This is a genomic window from Pseudomonas sp. YA1 (genome assembly GCF_058680555.1).
The window spans coordinates 192,731-213,045 of sequence record NZ_JBZWBG010000012.1; the positions used below are offsets into that span (position 1 = coordinate 192,731).

19 protein-coding genes are annotated in these 20,315 nt (G+C 67.0%); 14 read left to right on the plus strand and 5 right to left on the minus strand.

What is annotated here, in order from left to right; genetic code table 11:
- Positions 1-37 precede the first annotated feature (37 nt).
- Positions 38-2,425 carry a hybrid sensor histidine kinase/response regulator LadS gene (ladS, locus tag AC4OR5_RS18760; RefSeq protein ID WP_003093145.1) on the minus strand — a complete coding sequence of 796 codons (2,388 nt, stop codon included), beginning with the start codon at positions 2,423-2,425 and terminating at the stop codon, positions 38-40.
- 210 nt (positions 2,426-2,635) lie between these two features.
- On the opposite strand from ladS, the gene AC4OR5_RS18765 reads away from it, so the two are divergent.
- From AC4OR5_RS18765 to AC4OR5_RS18780, 4 genes are all read left to right on the plus strand, one after another.
- The gene (locus tag AC4OR5_RS18765; protein ID WP_003100335.1) at positions 2,636-3,433 is read left to right on the plus strand and encodes a hydroxymethylpyrimidine/phosphomethylpyrimidine kinase; all 798 of its coding nucleotides are present in this window, start codon (positions 2,636-2,638) and stop codon (positions 3,431-3,433) included.
- 10 nt (positions 3,434-3,443) lie between these two features.
- Entirely contained in the window at positions 3,444-4,073 is a 630-nt protein-coding gene (gene thiE, locus AC4OR5_RS18770) for a thiamine phosphate synthase (protein WP_023105926.1), read from the plus strand.
- A gap of 37 nt (positions 4,074-4,110) precedes the next feature.
- A complete protein-coding gene (hemL, locus tag AC4OR5_RS18775) occupies positions 4,111-5,394 on the plus strand; it encodes a glutamate-1-semialdehyde 2,1-aminomutase (protein ID WP_003132522.1) in 1,284 nt (427 codons plus the stop codon).
- Positions 5,395-5,602: 208 nt separating this feature from the next.
- Positions 5,603-6,151, plus strand: coding sequence for a tetratricopeptide repeat protein (locus AC4OR5_RS18780; protein WP_003093155.1), 549 nt, complete (start codon positions 5,603-5,605; stop codon positions 6,149-6,151).
- A gap of 15 nt (positions 6,152-6,166) precedes the next feature.
- On the opposite strand, the gene AC4OR5_RS18785 is transcribed toward AC4OR5_RS18780, so the two are convergent.
- A complete protein-coding gene (locus AC4OR5_RS18785) occupies positions 6,167-6,499 on the minus strand; it encodes a DUF1820 family protein (RefSeq protein ID WP_003093157.1) in 333 nt (110 codons plus the stop codon).
- A gap of 128 nt (positions 6,500-6,627) precedes the next feature.
- Here AC4OR5_RS18785 and miaB point away from each other — a divergent pair, with 128 nt between their 5' ends.
- From miaB to lnt, 5 genes are all read left to right on the plus strand, one after another.
- Positions 6,628-7,968 (plus strand): tRNA (N6-isopentenyl adenosine(37)-C2)-methylthiotransferase MiaB, encoded by a 1,341-nt coding sequence (gene miaB, locus AC4OR5_RS18790; protein ID WP_003093158.1) that lies wholly within the window; start codon positions 6,628-6,630, stop codon positions 7,966-7,968.
- 168 nt (positions 7,969-8,136) lie between these two features.
- Positions 8,137-9,159, plus strand: coding sequence for a PhoH family protein (locus AC4OR5_RS18795; protein WP_003093159.1), 1,023 nt, complete (start codon positions 8,137-8,139; stop codon positions 9,157-9,159).
- Positions 9,149-9,631, plus strand: coding sequence for an rRNA maturation RNase YbeY (ybeY, locus tag AC4OR5_RS18800; RefSeq protein WP_003093160.1), 483 nt, complete (start codon positions 9,149-9,151; stop codon positions 9,629-9,631). Before AC4OR5_RS18795 ends, ybeY begins: the two co-directional genes overlap by 11 nt.
- A complete protein-coding gene (locus AC4OR5_RS18805) occupies positions 9,628-10,467 on the plus strand; it encodes a CorC family transporter (protein ID WP_003093161.1) in 840 nt (279 codons plus the stop codon). Before ybeY ends, AC4OR5_RS18805 begins: the two co-directional genes overlap by 4 nt.
- Positions 10,468-10,652: 185 nt before the next feature.
- Positions 10,653-12,188 carry an apolipoprotein N-acyltransferase gene (gene lnt, locus AC4OR5_RS18810; protein WP_058160764.1) on the plus strand — a complete coding sequence of 512 codons (1,536 nt, stop codon included), beginning with the start codon at positions 10,653-10,655 and terminating at the stop codon, positions 12,186-12,188.
- Positions 12,189-12,237: 49 nt separating this feature from the next.
- On the opposite strand, the gene AC4OR5_RS18815 is transcribed toward lnt, so the two are convergent.
- Together AC4OR5_RS18815 and AC4OR5_RS18820 are read right to left on the minus strand one after the other, a co-directional pair.
- Positions 12,238-12,999: a YdcF family protein gene (locus tag AC4OR5_RS18815; protein WP_003093163.1), complete on the minus strand. Its 762-nt coding sequence runs from the start codon at positions 12,997-12,999 to the stop codon at positions 12,238-12,240.
- 72 nt (positions 13,000-13,071) lie between these two features.
- A complete protein-coding gene (locus AC4OR5_RS18820; RefSeq protein ID WP_003137702.1) occupies positions 13,072-13,503 on the minus strand; it encodes a hypothetical protein in 432 nt (143 codons plus the stop codon).
- Positions 13,504-13,673: 170 nt separating this feature from the next.
- On the opposite strand from AC4OR5_RS18820, the gene leuS reads away from it, so the two are divergent.
- The 4 genes from leuS to arfA all read left to right on the plus strand — a co-directional run bounded on the left by leuS (position 13,674) and on the right by arfA (position 18,304).
- A complete protein-coding gene (gene leuS / locus AC4OR5_RS18825) occupies positions 13,674-16,295 on the plus strand; it encodes a leucine--tRNA ligase (protein ID WP_058160766.1) in 2,622 nt (873 codons plus the stop codon).
- A 66-nt stretch (positions 16,296-16,361) separates the two neighbouring features.
- A complete protein-coding gene (locus AC4OR5_RS18830) occupies positions 16,362-16,985 on the plus strand; it encodes an LPS-assembly lipoprotein LptE (protein ID WP_079381387.1) in 624 nt (207 codons plus the stop codon).
- A 37-nt stretch (positions 16,986-17,022) separates the two neighbouring features.
- Positions 17,023-18,060 carry a DNA polymerase III subunit delta gene (gene holA, locus AC4OR5_RS18835; protein ID WP_003132512.1) on the plus strand — a complete coding sequence of 346 codons (1,038 nt, stop codon included), beginning with the start codon at positions 17,023-17,025 and terminating at the stop codon, positions 18,058-18,060.
- 91 nt (positions 18,061-18,151) lie between these two features.
- A complete protein-coding gene (gene arfA, locus AC4OR5_RS18840) occupies positions 18,152-18,304 on the plus strand; it encodes an alternative ribosome-rescue factor A (RefSeq protein ID WP_003093169.1) in 153 nt (50 codons plus the stop codon).
- Positions 18,305-18,419: 115 nt separating this feature from the next.
- On the opposite strand, the gene AC4OR5_RS18845 is transcribed toward arfA, so the two are convergent.
- Positions 18,420-18,638 (minus strand): hypothetical protein, encoded by a 219-nt coding sequence (locus tag AC4OR5_RS18845; RefSeq protein WP_003093170.1) that lies wholly within the window; start codon positions 18,636-18,638, stop codon positions 18,420-18,422.
- A gap of 228 nt (positions 18,639-18,866) precedes the next feature.
- Here AC4OR5_RS18845 and AC4OR5_RS18850 point away from each other — a divergent pair, with 228 nt between their 5' ends.
- Positions 18,867-20,213, plus strand: a complete 1,347-nt coding sequence (locus AC4OR5_RS18850; RefSeq protein ID WP_058160767.1) for a lytic murein transglycosylase — start codon at positions 18,867-18,869, stop codon at positions 20,211-20,213.
- Positions 20,214-20,315: the final 102 nt, after the last annotated feature.

Genomic DNA, 20,315 nt, shown 5'->3' on the forward strand with positions numbered 1-20,315 from the left:
CGCGCAGGCCGGCATTTCAGCCAGCCGCGGAAAGGCTTCAGGCGGACTTGGTGACGATCGGCTGGCACAGCAGCCAATCGTGCAGCAGGGTCTGCAACTCTTCGAACTTGACCGGCTTGGCCATGTAGTCGCTCATGCCCGCCGCCAGGCAGCGCTCGCGATCGCCGCTGTGGCTGTGGGCGGTCAACGCCAGCACCGGCAGTTCCGCGCAGCCGGGCAGCGCGCGGATCGCCCGACAGGTGGCGAAGCCGTCCATCACCGGCATCTGGCAGTCGAGCAGTACGCCGTCCGGCCGCTCGCGCGCCAGCAACTCCAGGGCCTCGCTGCCGTTGTCGGCGGTGCGCACCCGGTAGCCGAGCTTGAGCAGCATGCCGCGAGTCACCAACTGGTTGATGGCGTTGTCCTCCACCACCAGCACCGTGCACTCCTCGGGACGCCGCACCGCCTGCCCGCCGGCGCGCCGCGGCGGCGGCGCCAGGCCCTGGGCCGGCTGGGTCAGTTGCAGGCGCAGGAGGAAGCGGCTGCCCTGCCCCGGCCGGGACTCGTGGGTCAGCTCGCCGCCAAGCAGTTCCACCAGCTTGCGGCACAGCGCCAGGCCGATGCCGAGGCCTCCGTAGCCACGGGTCAACGAGCTGTCGGCCTGGACGAAACGCTGGTAGAGGTCGCTGCCGGCGGCCATGTCGAAACCGATGCCGGTGTCGATCACTTCCACCCGCAGCGCCACCCCGTCATGGGTACGCCCGGCGGCGACGCGCAGGGTCACGCTGCCCCTGGCGGTGAACTTGATCGCATTGTCGACCAGGTAGCCCAACGCCTGGGCCAGCTTGCCGGCATCGCCTTCGAGGGTGTCCGGCAGGCTGTCGTCCAGTTGCAGGGCGAAGCGCAGGCCCTTCTCCTCGGCGCGCGGCGCGTACTGCGCGCGCAGGCTGTCGAACAGGCCGCGCAGGCTGAACGGCTCGCGGCGCGGGTAGAGCTTGCCGGCCTGCAGTTCGATGAGGGCGAGGATGTCGTTGACCATCCGCATCATGTCCCGCGCCGAACCGGCGGCGGTGCGCTGGTACTCGGCGAGTTCGACGTCCATCGGCACCGTCTGCATCAGCTCCAGCGAACCGATCACCCCGCTCATCGGGGTGCGCAGTTCGTGGGTGACGGTGGCGAGGAACTCGTCCTTCAGGCGGTTGCTGTTGGCCAGTTCCTGGTTCAGCGCTTCCAGCTTGCGGCTGGACTCCTGGAGGATTCGCGCGCGCTCCTCCTTCATCGCGTTGATCCGGTCGGCCAGCGCCAGCGACAGCAAGCCCACCTCCAGCGCCGAACCGATCTGGCTGGCATACATGGTGAGGAACATGTTCGGCAGGTAGCCGAGGACCATCAGGGTGTTGACGATGCCGCCGAGAAGGAAGGCGGTCCAGGCGATGATGAAATAGCGCGCCACGCGCATGCCGCGCAGCCAGGCGAGGATGCCGGCGGCGAAGATCAGGCCGGTGAAGGCCAGCGCCAGGTAGGTGGCCAGGCGCAGGGCCACGGCGTAGCTCATGGTCAGCGCCATCAGCATGACCAGCGCGCCGACCGCCATCAGCGCCAGCAGGCCGCGGTCGACCCACACGCTGTGGTCGCGGGTATGCAGGAAGCTGCGCGCGAACTGGCAGCCGAACAGCGCCGCCGAACCGATCAGGAATGGCGTGGCGGCGTTCGCCCACCAGGGGCTGTCGGGCCAGAAGTACTCGATGCCGGCGCCGTTCACCGAGACCTGGTAGAGCCCGAAGGAAGCGATATAGAGGATGTAGTAGAGATAGCTGGTATCGCGGACGCTGAGGAAGATGAACAGGTTGTAGATCAGCATCACCAGCAGCACACCATAGATGATGCCGAGCACATAGATGCGTTCGGGCTGCTCCTCCAGGTAGGCCTTGGGCGACCACAGGGTCAGCGGCGCCTGGATCGATCCCTGGCTTTCCAGCCGCAGGTAGACACGCTGCGGCTTGTTCGGCTCGAGGCCGAGTTCGAACAGGTAGTTGTTCTGCCGGATCGGCCGACTGGCGAACGGCAATGTGTCGCCGGTGCGTTGGGCGAGGCGGTAGCCGCCCTGGCCATCGGGCAGGTAGAGGTCGAGCTTGTCCAGCGGCGGATAGGCCAGCTCCAGCAGCCAGGTGCGCGGATCGCTGGAGGCGACCGGCCGGTAGTCCAGGTCCAGGCGCAACCAGAACACCGAGCGCGAATAGCCGGCATTGAGCACGTCCTTGTCATGGCGGCGGAAGCTGCTGTCGATGGCCCGCGAGGTGATGTCGTTGATATCGGCGCTACCGCGCACGTCCTCGAACACGTCGATGGACTGCCCCAGCGGCAGGCGCTCGACCTGCTCGTTGAAGCTCACCGCACCCGCCAGGCACGGCAACGCAAGAAGAAAGAGAATCAGCCAGTGCCGCATGATGCCCCGCAGTGCTCCTCGAACGGACCGGGAGCCCCACCTCCCTCGTCATGGTCCGCCCTTGGCGAGCGTTGTATGAATATTCGCCGAACTTTAGCACACGCCACGCCACATCAGGCCCGGGACGTGTCACGCAGGGCCCGGGCGCGGCGCCCGAAAGGTCGTCCGCGCAGCCGCCACGGAGCGCTTTTAGTGGTAAGCTCACGCGCCATGAAAACACCGACTTCCCGCCCCGTAGTGCTCTGCCTGTCCGGTCACGACCCCAGTGGTGGCGCCGGACTGCAAGCCGACATCGAAGCCCTGCTCGCCCAGGGCTGCCACGCCGCCCCGGCGGTCACCGCGCTGACCGTGCAGGACACCGTCAACGTCAGCGACTTCCGCGTCCTCGACCGCGAGTGGGTGCTGGCCCAGGCCAACGCCGTACTCGCCGACCTGCCCGTCGCGGCGGTCAAGCTGGGTATGCTCGGTTCGCTGGAGATGGTCGACACGGTGGCCGAGATCCTCGCCGCCCACCCGCACTTGCCGGTGGTCTGCGATCCGGTGCTGCGCGCCGGCGGCGGCGGTGCGCTGGGCAAGGGCGACGTCGGCTTCGCCATGCGCGAGCGGCTGCTGCCGCGCGCCACCATCGCCACGCCGAACCTGCCGGAAGCGCGCCTGCTCGCCGACCTGCCCGAGGGCAGCGCCGACCAGTGCGCCGAGCGCCTGCTGGAACACTGCGAGCACCTGTTGATCACCGGCGGACACGGCGACGAAAGCGAAGTGCACAATCGCCTGTACAGCCGCGACGGCAGCCGCCGCACCTTCACCTGCCAGCGCCTGCCCGGCAGCTACCATGGCTCCGGCTGCACCCTGGCCAGCGCCCTGGCCGGTCGCATCGCCCTCGGCGAAGCACTGCACGGCGCCGTGCAGAGCGCCCTCGACTACACCTGGCGGACCCTGCGCGACGCCGAGAGTCCGGGCCACGGCCAATACGTGCCACGCCGCCTGCCCACCGACTTCTGTCACTGAGAGCCAGCCGATGAAATTGCGCGGCCTGTACGCCATCACCGATAGCCAGCTACTGGACGACGGCCGCCTGTTGCCCTACGTCGAAGCCGCGCTACGCGGCGGCGCGCGCCTGCTGCAATACCGCGACAAATCCAGCGACCAGGCGCGGCGCCTGCGCGAGGCGGAAAGCCTGCGCGAACTCTGCGAACGCCACGGCGCGCAGCTGATCGTCAACGACGACGCCGAACTCGCCGCGCGCCTGGGCGTCGGCCTGCACCTCGGCCAGACCGACGGTTCGCTGTCGGCGGCGCGCGCCCTGCTCGGCCGCCAGGCGATCATCGGCGCCACCTGCCACGCCCGGCTGGAGCTGGCCGAGCAGGCGGTGGCCGAGGGCGCCAGCTACGTCGCCTTCGGCCGCTTCTTCAATTCCAGCACCAAACCCGGCGCCCCCGCCGCCAGCGTCGAACTGCTCGACCAGGCCCGGCCGCGCCTGCACCTGCCGATCACCGCCATCGGCGGCATCAGCCTCGACACCGCGCCCGGCCTGATCGCCCGCGGCGTCGATCTGGTCGCCGTGATCCATGCGCTGTTCGCCGCCGCGTCCGCCGCCGAGGTGGAACGCCGCGCCCGCGCCTTCAGCGCCCTGTTCGAACCTGCCTGACGCCTCCGCGCCTCGCCCGAGAGATAGAGAACTAGCCATGTCCCGTTCCGAAACGCTGTTCAACAACGCCCAGAAACACATTCCCGGCGGGGTCAACTCCCCGGTGCGCGCCTTCAAGAGCGTCGGCGGCACCCCGCTGTTCTTCAAGCACGCCGAAGGCGCCTATGTACTGGACGAGGACGACAAGCGCTACGTGGACTATGTCGGCTCCTGGGGCCCGATGATCCTCGGCCACAGCCATCCGGACGTGCTCGACGCGGTGCGCCGGCAGCTCGACCACGGCCTGTCCTATGGCGCGCCGACCGCGCTGGAAGTGGAAATGGCCGACCTGGTCTGCTCCATGGTGCCGTCGATGGAGATGGTGCGCATGGTCAGCTCCGGCACCGAGGCGACCATGAGCGCCATCCGCCTGGCCCGCGGCTACACCGGGCGCGACAGCATCATCAAGTTCGAAGGCTGCTACCACGGCCACTCCGACAGCCTGCTGGTGAAGGCCGGCTCCGGCGCGTTGACCTTCGGCGTGCCGAACTCCCCGGGCGTTCCGGCAGCCTTCGCCAAGCACACCCTGACCCTGCCGTTCAACGACATCGAGGCGGTGCGCAAGACACTGGGCGAAGTCGGCAAGGAGGTCGCCTGCATCATCGTCGAGCCGGTTGCCGGCAACATGAACTGTGTGCCGCCGGCGCCGGGCTTCCTCGAAGGCCTGCGTGAAGCCTGCGACGAACACGGCGTGGTGCTGATCTTCGACGAAGTGATGACCGGCTTCCGTGTCGCCCTCGGCGGCGCCCAGGCCTACTACGGGGTCACCCCGGACCTGTCGACCTTCGGCAAGATCATCGGCGGCGGCATGCCGGTGGGCGCCTTCGGCGGCAAGCGCGAGATCATGCAGCAGATTTCCCCGCTGGGCCCGGTCTACCAGGCCGGCACGCTCTCGGGCAACCCGCTGGCAATGGCCGCCGGCCTGACCACCCTGCGCCTGATCAGCCGCCCCGGTTTCCACAACGAACTGACCGCCTACACCACGCGCATGCTCGACGGCCTGCAACAGCGCGCGGATGCCGCCGGCATCCCCTTCGTCACCACCCAGGCGGGCGGCATGTTCGGCCTGTACTTCAGCGGCGCCGACGCCATCGTCACCTTCGAGGACGTGATGGCCAGCGACGTCGAGCGCTTCAAGCGCTTCTTCCACCTGATGCTCGACGGTGGCGTGTACCTTGCGCCTAGCGCCTTCGAGGCCGGCTTCACCTCCATCGCCCATGGCGACAAGGAGCTGGAAATCACGCTGAACGCCGCCGAAAAAGCCTTCGCCGCGCTGAAATGATCCTCTTCGCGGCGCCCTTCCCAGGCGCCGCCCTCCTCCCCGCCGGAACGCCTTCCTAGCCGAAATGCATAAACGCGCCGACAAAGTTCCCGAAAAGACAGTAAAGACTTTGTAAGGAGGCGTCGGCTTATTTCATAATGTGAGGGTCAGCGCATTTCGTTGGCCGGGCAGCCCTTGCCCGCCCCGATCCAGGAGGTGTCTTCCCCTCATGTTCCGTACCGGCCGCACCCTCGCCCTGGGTTGCCTGTTGATCCTCCAGCCGCTGCTCGCGCAGGCGGGAGGCAACTCGTTGCTGATTCCAGCGACCGGCCGCTGCGCGCTGAACACCGTTCCCGAAGAATTGCAACAGGCGCTCGCCGCCTGCCAGCAGGTCGCCAATGGCGGCGACGCCGAGGCGCAATACGAACTGGGCGAATTCTTCTACGACGGCGAGCGCATCCCGCGCGACCTCCAGGCCGCCCTCAACTGGTTCGAGAAAGCTTCTCTACAGGGCCATGCCCAGGCCCAGTACCACCTCGGCACCATGTTCTTCCGTGGCGAAGGGGTTCCGGCGAACAACGTACAGGCCTACATCGTGCTGAAGATGGCAGCGGTGAACGGCGCCGAGGACGCCCTGGACAGCGCCGACCTGGTAGCCGAGCAGATGAACCGCGACGAACTGGACATCGCCACCCGGGTGCTGGGGCAGATCTTCCGCAACTACCTGATCGAACTGCAGACTGCCGGCGGCGTCACGCCCTTCGCGCCGCTGCCCTGACGTCCCTTTCGCGAATCAGTCGCTCTTGCCGGGCATCGGCATGGGGAACGGCATGACGTTGCCCGCGCCCTTGGCCTCGCTGATCTTCGGCGTACCCAGGCGCTCGACCTCGTCGATGCGGACGATCGCGTGCATCGGCACGAAGCTGCGCAGAACGCCTTCGAACTGCGCCTTGAGCTTCTCCTCGCTGGGGTCCACCACCACCTGGGTGCGCTCGCCGAAGACGAACTCCTCGATTTCCAGGAAGCCCCACAGATCGCTCTGGTAGATCTGCTTGGCATACATCTCGAAGACCTGGCCCTGGTTGAGGAAAATCACCTTGTAGATGGGGTTTTCGCGCTTGTTCATGGCGGGGAAAGCAATGCCGGAAAATGAAGGGCGCGAATCATAGCACAGCCTTTCGGCCAGCAACGCTAGGAACCGGGGGCCCCGCCCTCTATAATGCGCGGTCCTTTTCGAACTGTCCGACGAAGCGCATGGCCAAGAAGCTTTTCATCGAAACCCACGGCTGCCAGATGAACGAGTACGACTCGTCGCGAATGGCGGACCTGCTCGGTGAACACCAAGCCCTCGAGGTGACCGAAAACGCCGCCGAGGCCGACGTCATCCTGCTCAATACCTGCTCGATCCGCGAGAAGGCCCAGGAAAAGGTGTTTTCCAAGCTCGGCATGTGGCGCGAGCTGAAGCAGCAGAATCCCGACCTGGTGATCGGCGTCGGCGGCTGCGTGGCCAGCCAGGAAGGCGCCGCGATCCGTGAGCGCGCGCCCTATGTCGACGTGGTCTTCGGCCCGCAGACCCTGCACCGCCTGCCGGAAATGATCGACGCCGCGCGCAGCACGCGCAAGCCGCAGGTCGACGTGTCCTTCCCGGAAATCGAGAAATTCGACCGCCTGCCGGAACCGCGGGTCGATGGCCCCACCGCCTTCGTCTCGGTGATGGAAGGCTGCAGCAAGTACTGCAGCTTCTGCGTGGTGCCCTACACCCGCGGCGAGGAAGTCAGCCGACCATTCGACGACGTGATCGCCGAAGTGATCCACCTGGCCGAGAACGGCGTCCGCGAAGTCACCCTGCTGGGACAGAACGTCAACGGCTTCCGCGGCCTGACCCACGATGGCCGCCTGGCCGACTTCGCCGAACTGCTGCGGGTGGTCGCCGCCGTCGACGGTATCGAGCGCATCCGCTATACCACCTCGCACCCGCTGGAATTCTCCGACGCGCTGATCCAGGCCCACGCCGAGGTGCCGGAGCTGGTGAAATTCATCCACCTGCCGGTGCAGTCGGGCTCCGACCGCGTGCTGGCGGCGATGAAGCGCAACCATACCGTGCTGGAATACAAGTCGCGTATCCGCAAGCTGAAGGCCGCGGTACCGGACATCTGCATCAGCTCCGACTTCATCGTCGGTTTCCCCGGCGAAACCGAGAAGGACTTCGAGCAGACCATGAAGCTGGTGGAGGACGTCGGCTTCGACTTCTCCTTCTCCTTCATCTACAGCGCGCGGCCCGGCACGCCCGCCGCCGACCTCGCCGACGACCTGCCGGAAGAAGTGAAGAAACAGCGCCTGCAGATCCTCCAGAGCCGCATCCACCAGCAAGGCTACGAGATCAGCCGGCGCATGGTCGGCAGCACCCAGCGGATCCTGGTCACCGACTTCTCGAAGAAGGACCCGGGCATGCTCCAGGGGCGTACCGAGAACAACCGGATCGTCAACTTCCGCTGCGACAATCCACGCCTGATCGGCCAGTTCGCCCAGGTGCACATCGACGACGCGCTGCCGCACTCGCTGCGCGGTACCCTGATCGACAGCACCCTGCATTGAGGCCGACGACCGTACGGCGGGCTCGCTGAACCTTCCCGCCGCCACGGTGCACCAACGTTTCAGCGGGAACCGGGAAAGCGCCGCCGCGATACGGCAACTTTGCGCGACGATATCCAGCGGTTATTCTCTTCCCTATCAATCAGCCACTGGCGAGTACGACAGAACACCTTGAACGCCCCCCAGGAACTTCATCGCTTTATCCTCGAGCCGTTCGACGCCCGCAGCTTCGCGACACTTTGCGGGCAGTTCGACGAGCATCTCCACCAGATCGAGAAACGCCTCGACATCGAGATCCGCAACCGCGGCAACCAGTTCGAACTGGCCGGCGAACCGCGCCGGACCAAGGTCGCCGAACGCCTGCTGCAGCGTCTCTACCGCGAGGCGCAGAACGGCACCGATCTCACCCCCGACACCGTGCACCTGTACCTGCAGGAGTCCGGCCTGGAAGACCTCGAGGAATTGCAGAGCGCGCCGCAGGTCACCCTGAAGTCGCGCAAGGCGCACATCCGCCCGCGCGGCGCCAACCAGCAGCGCTACGTCAAGGCGATCCTCGACCACGACATCAACTTCGGCATCGGTCCGGCCGGCACCGGCAAGACCTACCTCGCCGTGGCCTGCGCCGTCGACGCCCTGGAGCGCGAGCAGATCCGCCGCATCCTGCTGGTGCGCCCGGCGGTCGAGGCCGGCGAGAAGCTCGGTTTCCTTCCCGGCGACCTGTCGCAGAAGATCGACCCCTACCTGCGCCCGCTCTACGACGCGCTCTACGAGATGCTCGGCTTCGAACACGTGGCCAAGCTGATCGAGCGCAACGTCATCGAGGTCGCGCCGCTGGCCTACATGCGCGGGCGCACGCTGAACAACAGCTTCATCATCCTCGACGAGAGCCAGAACACCACAGTCGAGCAGATGAAGATGTTCCTCACCCGGATCGGCTTCGGCTCCACCGCGGTGATCACCGGCGACGTCACCCAGGTCGACCTGCCCCGCGGCACCCGCTCCGGCCTCAAGCACGTGATCGAGGTCCTGCAGGACGTCCCCGGCATCAGCTTCACCCATTTCAAGCCCAAGGATGTGGTCCGCCACCCGCTGGTGCAGCGTATCGTCGAAGCCTACGAGCGCCACGAGAGCCGCCAGCAAGGCCAGGTGCGGCCGGTCGAGGGAACGGGCAAGGGCGGTCACGATGCCGCTTGAGCTCGACCTGCAGGTCGCCAGCGCCGCCCCGGACCTGCCCTCCGAAGCGCAGTTCCGCGCCTGGTGCGAACTGGCCCTGCGCCAGCGTCCAGAGTCGGAGCTGACCATCCGCCTGGTGGACGAGGCCGAAGGCCTGGAACTGAACAGCACCTACCGGCACAAGGACTACGCGACCAACGTGCTGTCCTTCCCCGCCGATGTCCCGGACGAGCTTCTCGATATCCCGCTGCTCGGCGACCTGGTGATCTGCGCCCCGGTGGTCGCCCGCGAAGCCCTGGAACAGCGCAAGCCGTTGCAGGCCCACTGGGCCCACCTGGTGATCCACGGCTGCCTGCACCTGCTCGGCTACGACCACATCGACGACGCCGAAGCGGAAGAAATGGAAACACTGGAACGTGAATTGCTGGCGGAACTGGGTCATCCCGATCCGTACGCCTGCGACGACGAAGAGCCACCGAGCAAGGAAAAATGAGCGAAGACCGATCGAGCAACGGGCACAAGTCCTGGCTGGACAAGATCACCCAGGCTTTTGCCCACGAGCCGAGAAACCGCCAGGAGCTACTCGAGCTGCTGCGCGATGCCCACGACAACAAGCTGCTGGACAGCGAGGCGCTGTCCATCGTCGAGGGGGCGATCCAGGTCGCCGACCTGCAGGTGCGCGACATCATGGTGCCGCGCTCGCAGATGATGAGCATCCGCTCGACCCAGACGCCGAAGGAATTCCTTCCGGCCATCATCGAAGCCGCCCACTCGCGCTACCCGGTGGTCGGCGAAAGCCTCGACGACGTCATGGGCGTACTGCTGGCCAAGGACCTCCTGCCACTGATCCTGCACAACGACGAGCGTCCCTTCGACATCAAGGAACTGCTGCGTCCGGCTACCTTCGTCCCCGAATCCAAGCGCCTCAACGTGCTGCTCCGCGAATTCCGCGCCAACCGCAACCACATGGCCATCGTCATCGACGAATACGGCGGCGTGGCCGGCCTGGTGACCATCGAGGACGTGCTGGAACAGATCGTCGGTGATATCGAGGACGAGCACGACGTCGAGGAGGACAGCTACATCAAGCCGCTGCCCAGCGGCGATTTCATCGTCAAGGCGCTGACCCCCGTGGACGCCTTCAACGACTTCTTCGGCTCGGAATTCTCCGACGAGGAATTCGATACCGTGGGCGGCCTGGTGATGAGCGCCTTCGGCCACCTGCCCAAGCGCAACGAAGTGGTCGAGCTGGGCGAGTTCCGTTTCCGCGTACTCAACGCCGACAGCCGCCGCGTCCATCTGCTGCGCCTGTCTCCCCTGCAGAACTGAGCGCGCCCCCTCCGCCGCGGCGGAGGGGGCATCTTCCCGCGCCGTCCTTCTGGCGTCTCGCCAGCCCCTCCTTTACTCTTGCGCCTTGCGCCAGACTCCCCTGTCGCCGCGGACGTTGCCGTCCGGCAGCCGAAGGCGGCCCCGGTCTGCGCAGTCGGACATTGAACAGGCTCTAAGGACATTCGATGCGTTGGATTTCTCGTCCCGGCTGGCCCGGACACCTGCTGGCACTCGCCGCAGGCGCGCTCACCCCCCTGGCCCTGGCGCCCTTCGACTACTGGCCGCTGGCGATCCTCTCGATCGCCCTGCTCTATCTCGGCTTGCGCGGCCTTCCCGGCAAGTCCGCCCTGTGGCGCGGCTGGTGGTACGGTTTCGGCGCGTTCGGCGCCGGCACCAGCTGGATCTACGTCAGTATCCATGACTACGGCGCCGCCTCGGTGCCGCTGGCGAGCTTCCTCATGCTCGGCTTCACCGCCGGCGTCGCCTTCTTCTTCGCCCTGCCGGCCTGGCTGTGGGCGCGCTGCCTGCGCCGCGACAACGCGCCGCTGGGCGACGCCCTGGCGTTCGCCGCCCTGTGGCTGGCACTGGAGCTGTTCCGCAGTTGGTTCCTTACCGGTTTCCCCTGGCTCTACGCCGGCTATAGCCAGTTGCAGGGACCGCTGGCCGGGCTGGTGCCGGTGGGTGGCGTATGGCTGTCCTCCTTCGTCATCGCCCTCAGCGCGGCCCTGCTGGTGAACCTGCCGCGCCTCTTCCCGCACGGTGCCAGCCTGCTTCTGGGGCTGGTCCTGCTGCTCGGCCCGTGGGCGGCCGGCCTCTATCTCAAGGGCCACGCCTGGACCCATTCGGCCGGCGAACCGCTGAGGGTAGTGGCGATCCAGGGCAACATCGCCCAGGAGCTGAAATGGGACCCGAATCAGGTCCGCGCGCAACTCGACCTCTACCGCGACCTGAGCCTGCCGCAGCAGGACGTCGACCTGATCGTCTGGCCGGAAACCGCGGTGCCGATTCTCCAGGACATGGCCAGCGGCTACCTCGGCGCCATGGGCCAGGTCGCCGACGAGAAGAACGCTGCGCTGATCACCGGGGTCCCGGTGCGCGAACGTCTCACCGACGGCAAGAGTCGCTACTTCAACGGCATCACCGTGGTCGGCGAAGGCGCGGGCACCTACCTCAAGCAGAAGCTGGTGCCGTTCGGCGAGTACGTACCGCTGCAGGACCTGCTGCGCGGCCTGATCGCCTTCTTCGACCTGCCGATGTCCGACTTCGCTCGCGGCCCGGCCGACCAGCCGCTGCTCAAGGCCAAGGGCTACGAGATCGCCCCGTACATCTGCTACGAAGTGGTCTACCCGGAGTTCGCCGCCGCGCTCGCGGCGCAGAGCCAGGTGTTGCTGACAGTGAGCAACGACACCTGGTTCGGCACTTCCATAGGCCCGTTGCAGCACCTGCAGATGGCGCAGATGCGCGCCCTGGAAAGCGGTCGCTGGATGATCCGCGCGACCAACAACGGCGTCACCGGCCTGATCGATCCCTATGGCCGGATCGTCCGGCAGATCCCGCAGTTCCAGCAGGGCATCCTGCGCGGCGAGGTGATTCCCATGCAGGGCCTGACGCCCTATCTGCAATACCGCGTCTGGCCGCTGGCCGGGTTGGCCGGCGTGCTGCTGCTATGGGCTCTGCTCGGCCGCCAGTTGCGTCCGCAGGAGCGACGCCTGTTCGGCTGAAACCAGCCCCTCCTGGAAAGACCGGCGCCCCTGCGGCGCCGGTTGCGTCTCAGCGGTAGAACAGGCGATAGCCGACCAGGCCGATCGCCTCGTTCAGCAGCATGCCGCTCTGCCAGAAGGCCTGCGCTTCCGGCAGCCAGCCGCCGAAGGGCCGCAGGTTGGCCCCGCCGAGGAAGCCGACCGGCGCCGGGATCACCTCGAACCCCTGGCGCTCGAAGCTCCAGCGTGCCCGCTGCATGTGCCAGGCCTGGGTCACCAGCACCACCCGGCGCACGCCGGCCTCGCGCAACTGCGGGGCGCTCAGGGTGGCGTTTTCCCAGGTGGTACGGCTGAGACCTTCCTGCCAGCGCGTCGGCACGCCGAAGTCCTGCAGCAGGGCATTGGCCATCAGCGCCGCCTCGCTGGGCGGGCGTCCGTAATGCAACCCGCCGCTGATCAGTACCGGCAGCGCCGAGGTCTTGGCCAGCCGCGCGGCATAGCGCAACCGCTCGGCCGCCAGCAGGCTCGGCGCATCGTCGCCCCAGGCCGGGTCGTTGGTCTGCCGGCCGGCACCGAGGATGACGATGGCGTCGGCGCGCTGCGCCAGGCCCGGCAGATCCTCCGCCAGTAGGGCCGGTTCGCTTTCGAGCCAGCGCCCCATCCACTCCACGCTGAGCGGCATGCTCATCAGCCACAGACCGAAGAACCCGCAGACACCGCACAGCCGCGCCAGCCGCGGTCGGCTGGTGCGCCACCAGAAAGCGAAAAACAGCAGCAGCAACAGGCCGCCCGGCGGCAGCAGCAGTTGCTTGAAGAAATAACGGATCGGCATCGCCCCCTCCCTGTCGGAAGAGGCAATCTAAAGGATTGCGCGACGCCTGGCGAAACTTCCCGGAAGGAGACCCTAGCGGTCGTTGCCCGAACGGAACAGTTGCGAGCCGCAATGGCCGCACGGCAACACGCCATGCCCCTTGCTCCACTGCACCGGCGCACCGCAGAGCGCACAGAGCAGTTGCCGCTGTTTCAACGAGACGTGCCGACGCGGCGCCGGCGGTTGCGGCCGGGGCGGCCGGGGTGTCCTGCCGGGCTGGCGCTCGAGCAGCGCCAGCTCCTCGGCGGCCGCATGCCAGCCGCGCAACCAGTGCAGGTCCTGGTCGAGATAGGCGCGTATCAGCCCCATCTCCGCTTCGCTCAAACCACGCAACTCAAGCTCCGTGGGATGCTCGTCACGCAGGCGCTCGGCCGTATCCGCTTCATCCAGAGCCAGGGCGAGACGCTGCAGCAGCCTCTCGTACAGCCCACCTCCCGTCACACTCGCGCGTTGCAGCTCAGCCATCGAACACCTCTGAAGGTACCACTGGGCAGCCAGCCATCGACGGCCCATAGGGCAAGCTTAGCGTTCCCGTTCGGCTGAACCGCCCCCGGCGACAAACGGCGCGGGCTATCGACAGGAGTGGGGGTCATGTATGCTACGAGGCTTTCGAACAGTCACGTCTAAGTAGCGCCATGCACGAGCAATATCAGCCACTCGAGATCGAAACCCAGGCCCAGAACTACTGGAAAGAACACCAGTCCTTCCTCGTCAGGGAGCTACCCGACAAGGAGAAGTTCTACTGCCTGTCGATGTTCCCGTATCCGAGCGGCAAGCTGCACATGGGCCACGTGCGCAACTACACCATCGGCGACGTGATCAGCCGCTACCACCGCATGCAGGGCCGCAACGTGCTGCAGCCGATGGGCTGGGACGCGTTCGGCATGCCGGCGGAAAACGCCGCGATGAAGAACAACGTCGCCCCGGCGGCCTGGACCTACGACAACATCGCCTACATGAAGTCGCAGTTGGACAGCCTCGGCCTGGCGATCGACTGGAGCCGCGAGGTCACCACCTGCAAGCCGGACTACTACCGCTGGGAGCAGTGGCTGTTCACCCGCCTGTTCGAAAAAGGGGTGATCTACCGCAAGAACGGCACGGTCAACTGGGATCCGGTCGACCAGACCGTACTCGCCAACGAGCAGGTGATCGACGGACGCGGCTGGCGCTCCGGCGCGCTGATCGAGAAGCGCGAGATCCCGATGTACTACTTCAAGATCACCGCCTACGCCGAGGAACTGCTGGAGAGCCTCGACAACCTGCCCGGCTGGCCGGAGCAGGTGAAGACCATGCAGCGCAACTGGATCGGCAAGTCGCGCGGGATGGAGATCGGCTTCCCCTACGACCAGGCCTCCATCGGCCACGCCGGCCAACTGAAGGTGTTCACCACCCGTCCGGACACCCTGATGGGCGCCACCTACGTCGCCGTCGCCGCCGAACACCCGCTGGCCACCCAGGCCGCGCAGAACGACCCGCAGTTGCAGGCGTTCATCGACGAATGCAAGCGCGGCGGCGTCGCCGAGGCCGACATCGCCACCCAGGAGAAGAAAGGCATGGCCACTTCCCTGTTCGTCGAACACCCGCTGACCGGCGACAAGCTGCCGGTATGGGTCGCCAACTACGTGCTGATGAACTACGGCGAAGGCGCGGTGATGGCGGTGCCCGGCCATGACGAGCGCGACTTCGAGTTTGCCAACAAGTACGGCCTGCCGATCCGCCAGGTGATCGCCAAGGTCGAGGGCGACGACGACTTCGAGTCCAGCGTCTGGAAGGAGTGGTACGGCGCCAAGGACGAGTCCGTGCTCACCGTCAACTCCGGCAAGTACGACAACCTCGGCTACCAGGCCGCCTTCGACGCCATCGGCGCCGACCTCGAGGCCAAGGGCCTGGGCCAGGCGCGCACCCAGTTCCGCCTGCGCGACTGGGGCATCAGCCGCCAGCGCTACTGGGGCTGCCCGATCCCGATCATCCACTGCGAGGCTTGCGGCGACGTCCCGGTGCCGGCCGACCAGTTGCCGGTGGTGCTGCCGGAAGACGTGGTACCGGACGGCTCCGGTTCGCCGCTGGCGAAGATGCCGGAATTCTACGAATGCAGCTGCCCGAAATGCGGCCAGCCGGCCAAGCGCGAAACCGACACCATGGACACCTTCGTCGAGTCGTCCTGGTATTTCGCCCGCTACGCCTGCCCGCAGTTCGAAGGCGGCATGCTGGACAAGAAGGCGGCCGACTACTGGCTGCCGGTCGACCAGTACATCGGCGGCATCGAGCACGCCATCCTGCACCTGCTCTATGCGCGCTTCTTCCACAAGCTGATGCGCGACGAGGGCCTGGTCGGCAGCGACGAGCCGTTCAAGAACCTGCTGACCCAGGGCATGGTGGTCGCCGATACCTACTACCGGACCACCGCCAACGGCGGCAAGGACTGGTTCAACCCGGCCGACGTCGAGGTCGAGCGTGACGCCAAGGCCAAGGTCGTCGGCGCGCGCCTGAAGAGCGACGGCCAGCCGGTCGAGATCGGCGGCACCGAGAAGATGTCGAAGTCGAAGAACAACGGCGTCGACCCGCAATCGATGATCGACCAGTACGGTGCCGATACCTGCCGCCTGTTCATGATGTTCGCCTCGCCGCCGGACATGAGCCTGGAGTGGTCGGACGCCGGCGTCGAGGGCGCCAACCGCTTCCTCCGCCGCGTCTGGCGCCTGGCTCACGCCCATGTCAGCGCCGGCCTCCCCGGCGCGCTGGACGTCGCCGCCCTGAGCGACGCGCAGAAGCAGGTCCGCCGCACCATCCACCTGGCGATCAGGCAGGCCAGCCAGGATGTCGGCCAGCACCACAAGTTCAACACCGCCATCGCCGCGGTGATGACCCTGATGAACGTGCTGGAGAAGGCGCCGAACCAGGACGCCCAGGACCGCGCCCTGATCCAGGAAGGCCTGGAAACCGTGGTCCTGCTGCTGGCGCCCATCACTCCGCACATCTGCCACGTGCTCTGGGGCCAGCTCGGCCATGCCGAAGCGGTGATCGATGCGCGCTGGCCGAGCGTCGACGAGAGCGCACTGGTGCAGGACACCCTGCAACTGGTGGTGCAGGTCAACGGCAAGCTGCGCGGGCACATCGACGTGGCCGCCAGCGCCAGCCGCGAGGATGTCGAGGCCGCCGCGCGCGCCAACGAGAACGTGCTGCGTTTCACCGAAGGCCTGAGCATCCGCAAGGTCATCGTGGTACCGGGCAAACTGGTCAACATCGTCGCCAACTGATACGCGATTCCATTGGACGCCCCCGGCCATCCGGGGGCGCTGATCAACAGGAGTGAGGGAAGCTTGATGAAACGTATCCTGACCAGCGCCGCGCTGATCGGTATGACCACCCTGCTGGCCGCCTGCGGCTTCCAACTGCGCGGCCTGGGCGATGCGCAATTCGCGCTCAAGGAAATCGACGTGTCCGCGCGCAACGCCTACGGCCCGACCGTGCGCGAACTGAAGGAAACCCTGGAAAACAGCGGCGTGAAGGTCACCAGCAACGCGCCCTACCACCTGGTGCTGGTCCGCGAGGACAACCAGCAGCGCACCGTCAGCTACACCGGTTCCGCGCGCGGCGCGGAGTTCGAGCTGACCAACACGATCAACTACGAGATCGTCGGCTCCAACGACCTGGTCCTGATGAGCAACCAGGTACAGGTGCAGAAGGTCTACGTGCACGACGAAAACAACCTGATCGGTTCCGACCAGGAAGCCGCGCAGCTGCGCAGCGAGATGCGGCGCGACCTGATCCAGCAGTTGTCCATGCGCCTCCAGGCGCTGACCCCGGCGCAACTCGACGAAGCCCAGCGCCAGGCAGAAGCCAAGGCCAAGGCGGAAGCCGAAGCCCTGCGCGCCGCCGACGAGGCGGAGCGCCAGCGCCGCGCCGCCGAGCCGCAGCAGTCGCCGATCGAGTTCCCCACCCCGTGATGCCCCGGGGCCGGTTTCGCCGGCCCCGTCTTCTCCTATGAAGCTGACTCCCGCGCAACTCGCCAAGCACCTCCAGGGCCCCCTGGCGCCCGTCTATGTCGTCAGCGGCGATGAACCGCTGCTCTGCCAGGAAGCCTGCGATGCCATTCGCCAGGCCTGCCGCGAGCGCGACTTCGGCGAGCGCCAGGTATTCAATGCCGAAGCCAACTTCGATTGGGGCCTGCTGCTGGAGGCCGGCGCCAGCCTGTCGCTGTTCGCCGAGAAGCGCCTGATCGAACTGCGCCTGCCCTCCGGCAAGCCCGGTGACAAAGGCGCGGCGATTCTCCAGGAATACCTGCAACGGCCGCCGGAAGACACCGTGCTCCTGCTCAGCCTGCCCAAGCTCGATGGCAGCACGCAGAAGACCAAGTGGGCCAAGGCCCTGATCGATGGCAACGCCGCGCAGTTCATCCAGGTCTGGCCGGTCGACGTCCACCAGTTGCCGCAGTGGATTCGCCAGCGCCTGTCCCAGGCCGGCCTGTCCGCCAGCCCCGAAGCCCTGGAGCTGATCGCCGCGCGCGTGGAAGGCAACCTGCTCGCCGCCGCCCAGGAAATCGAAAAGCTCAAGCTGCTTGCCGAGGGCAACCAGATCGACGCCGCCACCGTACAGGCCGCGGTCGCCGACAGCGCACGCTTCGATGTCTTCGGCCTGATCGACGCTGCCCTTGGCGGTGAAGCGGCCCACGCCCTGCGCATCCTGGAAGGACTGCGCGGCGAAGGCATCGAGCCGCCGGTGATCCTCTGGGGCCTGGCTCGCGAGATCCGCCTGCTGGCTGGCCTGTCCCAGCAATACGGCCAGGGCATCCCGCTGGAGAAAGCCTTCGCCCAGGCGCGTCCGCCGGTCTGGGACAAGCGCCGTCCGCTGCTGACCCGTGCCCTGCAACGCCACTCCAGCAGCCGCTGGAACCAGATGCTGCGGGATGCCCAGTTGATCGACGCGCAGATCAAGGGACAGGCACCCGGCAGCCCCTGGAGCGGTCTCTCGCTTCTCGCCCTGACCCTCGCCGGCCAGCGCCTCGGCCTGCCGGCAGCCTGAAGGCGCAACCGGCACTGGACAATCCGCGGCGACAGGCAGATGATGCGCGCGCTGGCGAGCGCCAGCCCGATCACCTTCGAGGACCTATGCCATGGCAAAGAAAAGCAAGCGGCCGAACAAGGCCAAATCCCTGGTCGCCCAGCCACTGTTCCGCAGCCGCCAGGAACAGGCGAAGAAAGGCAAAGGCAGCTACCGCCGCGAAGCCTCCCGTAACTGGGAGGCTTCTTTCGTTATGGCGGCCTGAAACAGCCGCTGGTCCATCCTCCCGCAATGCCCTCCTCACCCACGCGCCCCGCCTACCCCGCCCGAAGCCCGTCGACAAGACCAACCCCACCGCCAGCCTGCCGCCCATGGGCACACTATCGTCGGCGCGCAAGCCCTGGCCCCATCGGGTTGGGCGAAAAGCCAATGGTTCCTCCATCATGATCCGCGGCCTCGACATCCCGCGCGGCCGACTGGCAACCCTCTGGCCATTGCAGCGCACGAACCAGGCTCGGGCGTTCGATGCCGACGCCGAAGCGGGTAGCCATGTCGCGCAGAACGAAGGCCAGGAAGAAGAAGTCGAAGGCCTCGAGCATGCCGCGCGGCCCGTCGCCGATCCCGACTCGGGTGCGCCGCGAGGCTTCGACAGGCGGCGGAGCGGTACGGACGAAACCATTGGCCGCCCGACAGTGACCGAACCTATGTCGAAGCCGATGGAACCGTATTGGCGAACCCGGGGCCCTGCCGGCGCGTCCAACGACGGCAGACGCGTTCTGGCCGGCGTGCTAAGGTGGCCCGTCCCGAGGACCCTGCTGAGGAGAGCAATGCGTAACCCCGAACGATCCGCCCTGCTGAAGGTGAGCGGGCTGCTGGGCAGCACCGTCGTCGCCATGGGGCTTGGCCTCTCCAGTGCCTGCGCGCAGAAGAACCCGATAATCGAATACAACCAGCCTTCCGCTCCCCTGCAGACCAAGGCGCCCTTCACCGGCGCCGGCACGGCTGCCTCGGTGTCCGCTGGCGCGCCGAGCGAGGCACAGCCTGGGCAGAGCTTCGAACAGTGGCGCGACGCCTTCCGTCAACAGGCGCTGGCCGGTGGAATCGATGCGCAGACCTTCGATCGCGCCTTCGCCGGGGTCGAGCCCGATCCCGCCGTGGTCGAAGCCGACCGCAGCCAGCCGGAATTCACCCGGCCGGTATGGAAATACCTGGAAGGCGCCCTCGATCCGCTGCGCGTTCGCCAGGGCCAGGCGCGCCTGGCGCAGCACGCGCGCATCCTCGGCGAAGTCGACGCGCGCTATGCGGTGGATGCGGATGCGGTGGTGGCGATCTGGGGCATGGAGAGCAACTACGGTTCGCACATGGGCAACAAGAACGTGATCCGCTCCCTGGCGACCCTCGCCTATGAAGGACGCCGCCCGGAATTCGCCCACGCCCAGTTGCTCGCCGCCCTGAAGATCCTCCAGCACGGCGACGTTCCGGCCTCCTTCATGATCGGCTCCTGGGCCGGCGCCATGGGCCAGACCCAGTTCATCCCGACCACCTACAACCAGTATGCCGTGGACTTCGACGGCGACGGCAAGCGTGACATCTGGGGCTCGCCCGGCGACGCCCTGGCCTCCACCGCCAACTACCTGAAAGCCTCCGGCTGGATCGCCGGACAACCCTGGGGGTTCGAAGTCCGCCTGCCGGCAGGCTTCGACTATTCCCTGGCGGAACTCACCATCCGCAAGCCCCTGGGCGAGTGGCAAGGGATGGGCGTACAAGGCGTCAACGGCGGCCCCCTGCCCTCCGGGCTCTCCGGCGAACAGGCCTCGCTGCTGCTGCCGGCCGGGCACCGCGGCCCGGCCTTCCTGGTGCTGCACAACTTCCGCGCCATCCTCAAGTACAACAACTCCAGTGCCTATGCCCTGGCCGTCGGCCTGCTCGCCGACAGCTTCAAGGGCGGCGGCCGGATAGTCGGCGCCTGGCCACTGGAGGATGTTCCGCTGAGCCGCTCGCAGCGCATCGAGCTGCAACGGCAACTGGCCGCCCGCGGACACGATCCGGGCGCGGTGGACGGCATCATCGGCGCCAATACGCGCAAGGCGATCCGCGCCTGCCAGCAGGAGTTCGGCTGGCCGGCGGACGGCTATCCGACCCAGGCGCTGCTCGACCGCCTGCGGACGCCATAGGGCCGCCGGCGGAGCTTACGACCCCACGTCCGCCGCGACCGCTCGCGGCACACCGGTTCGTAGGGCGGATAACGCCATGGGCGTTATCCGCCGCTGCGGCGT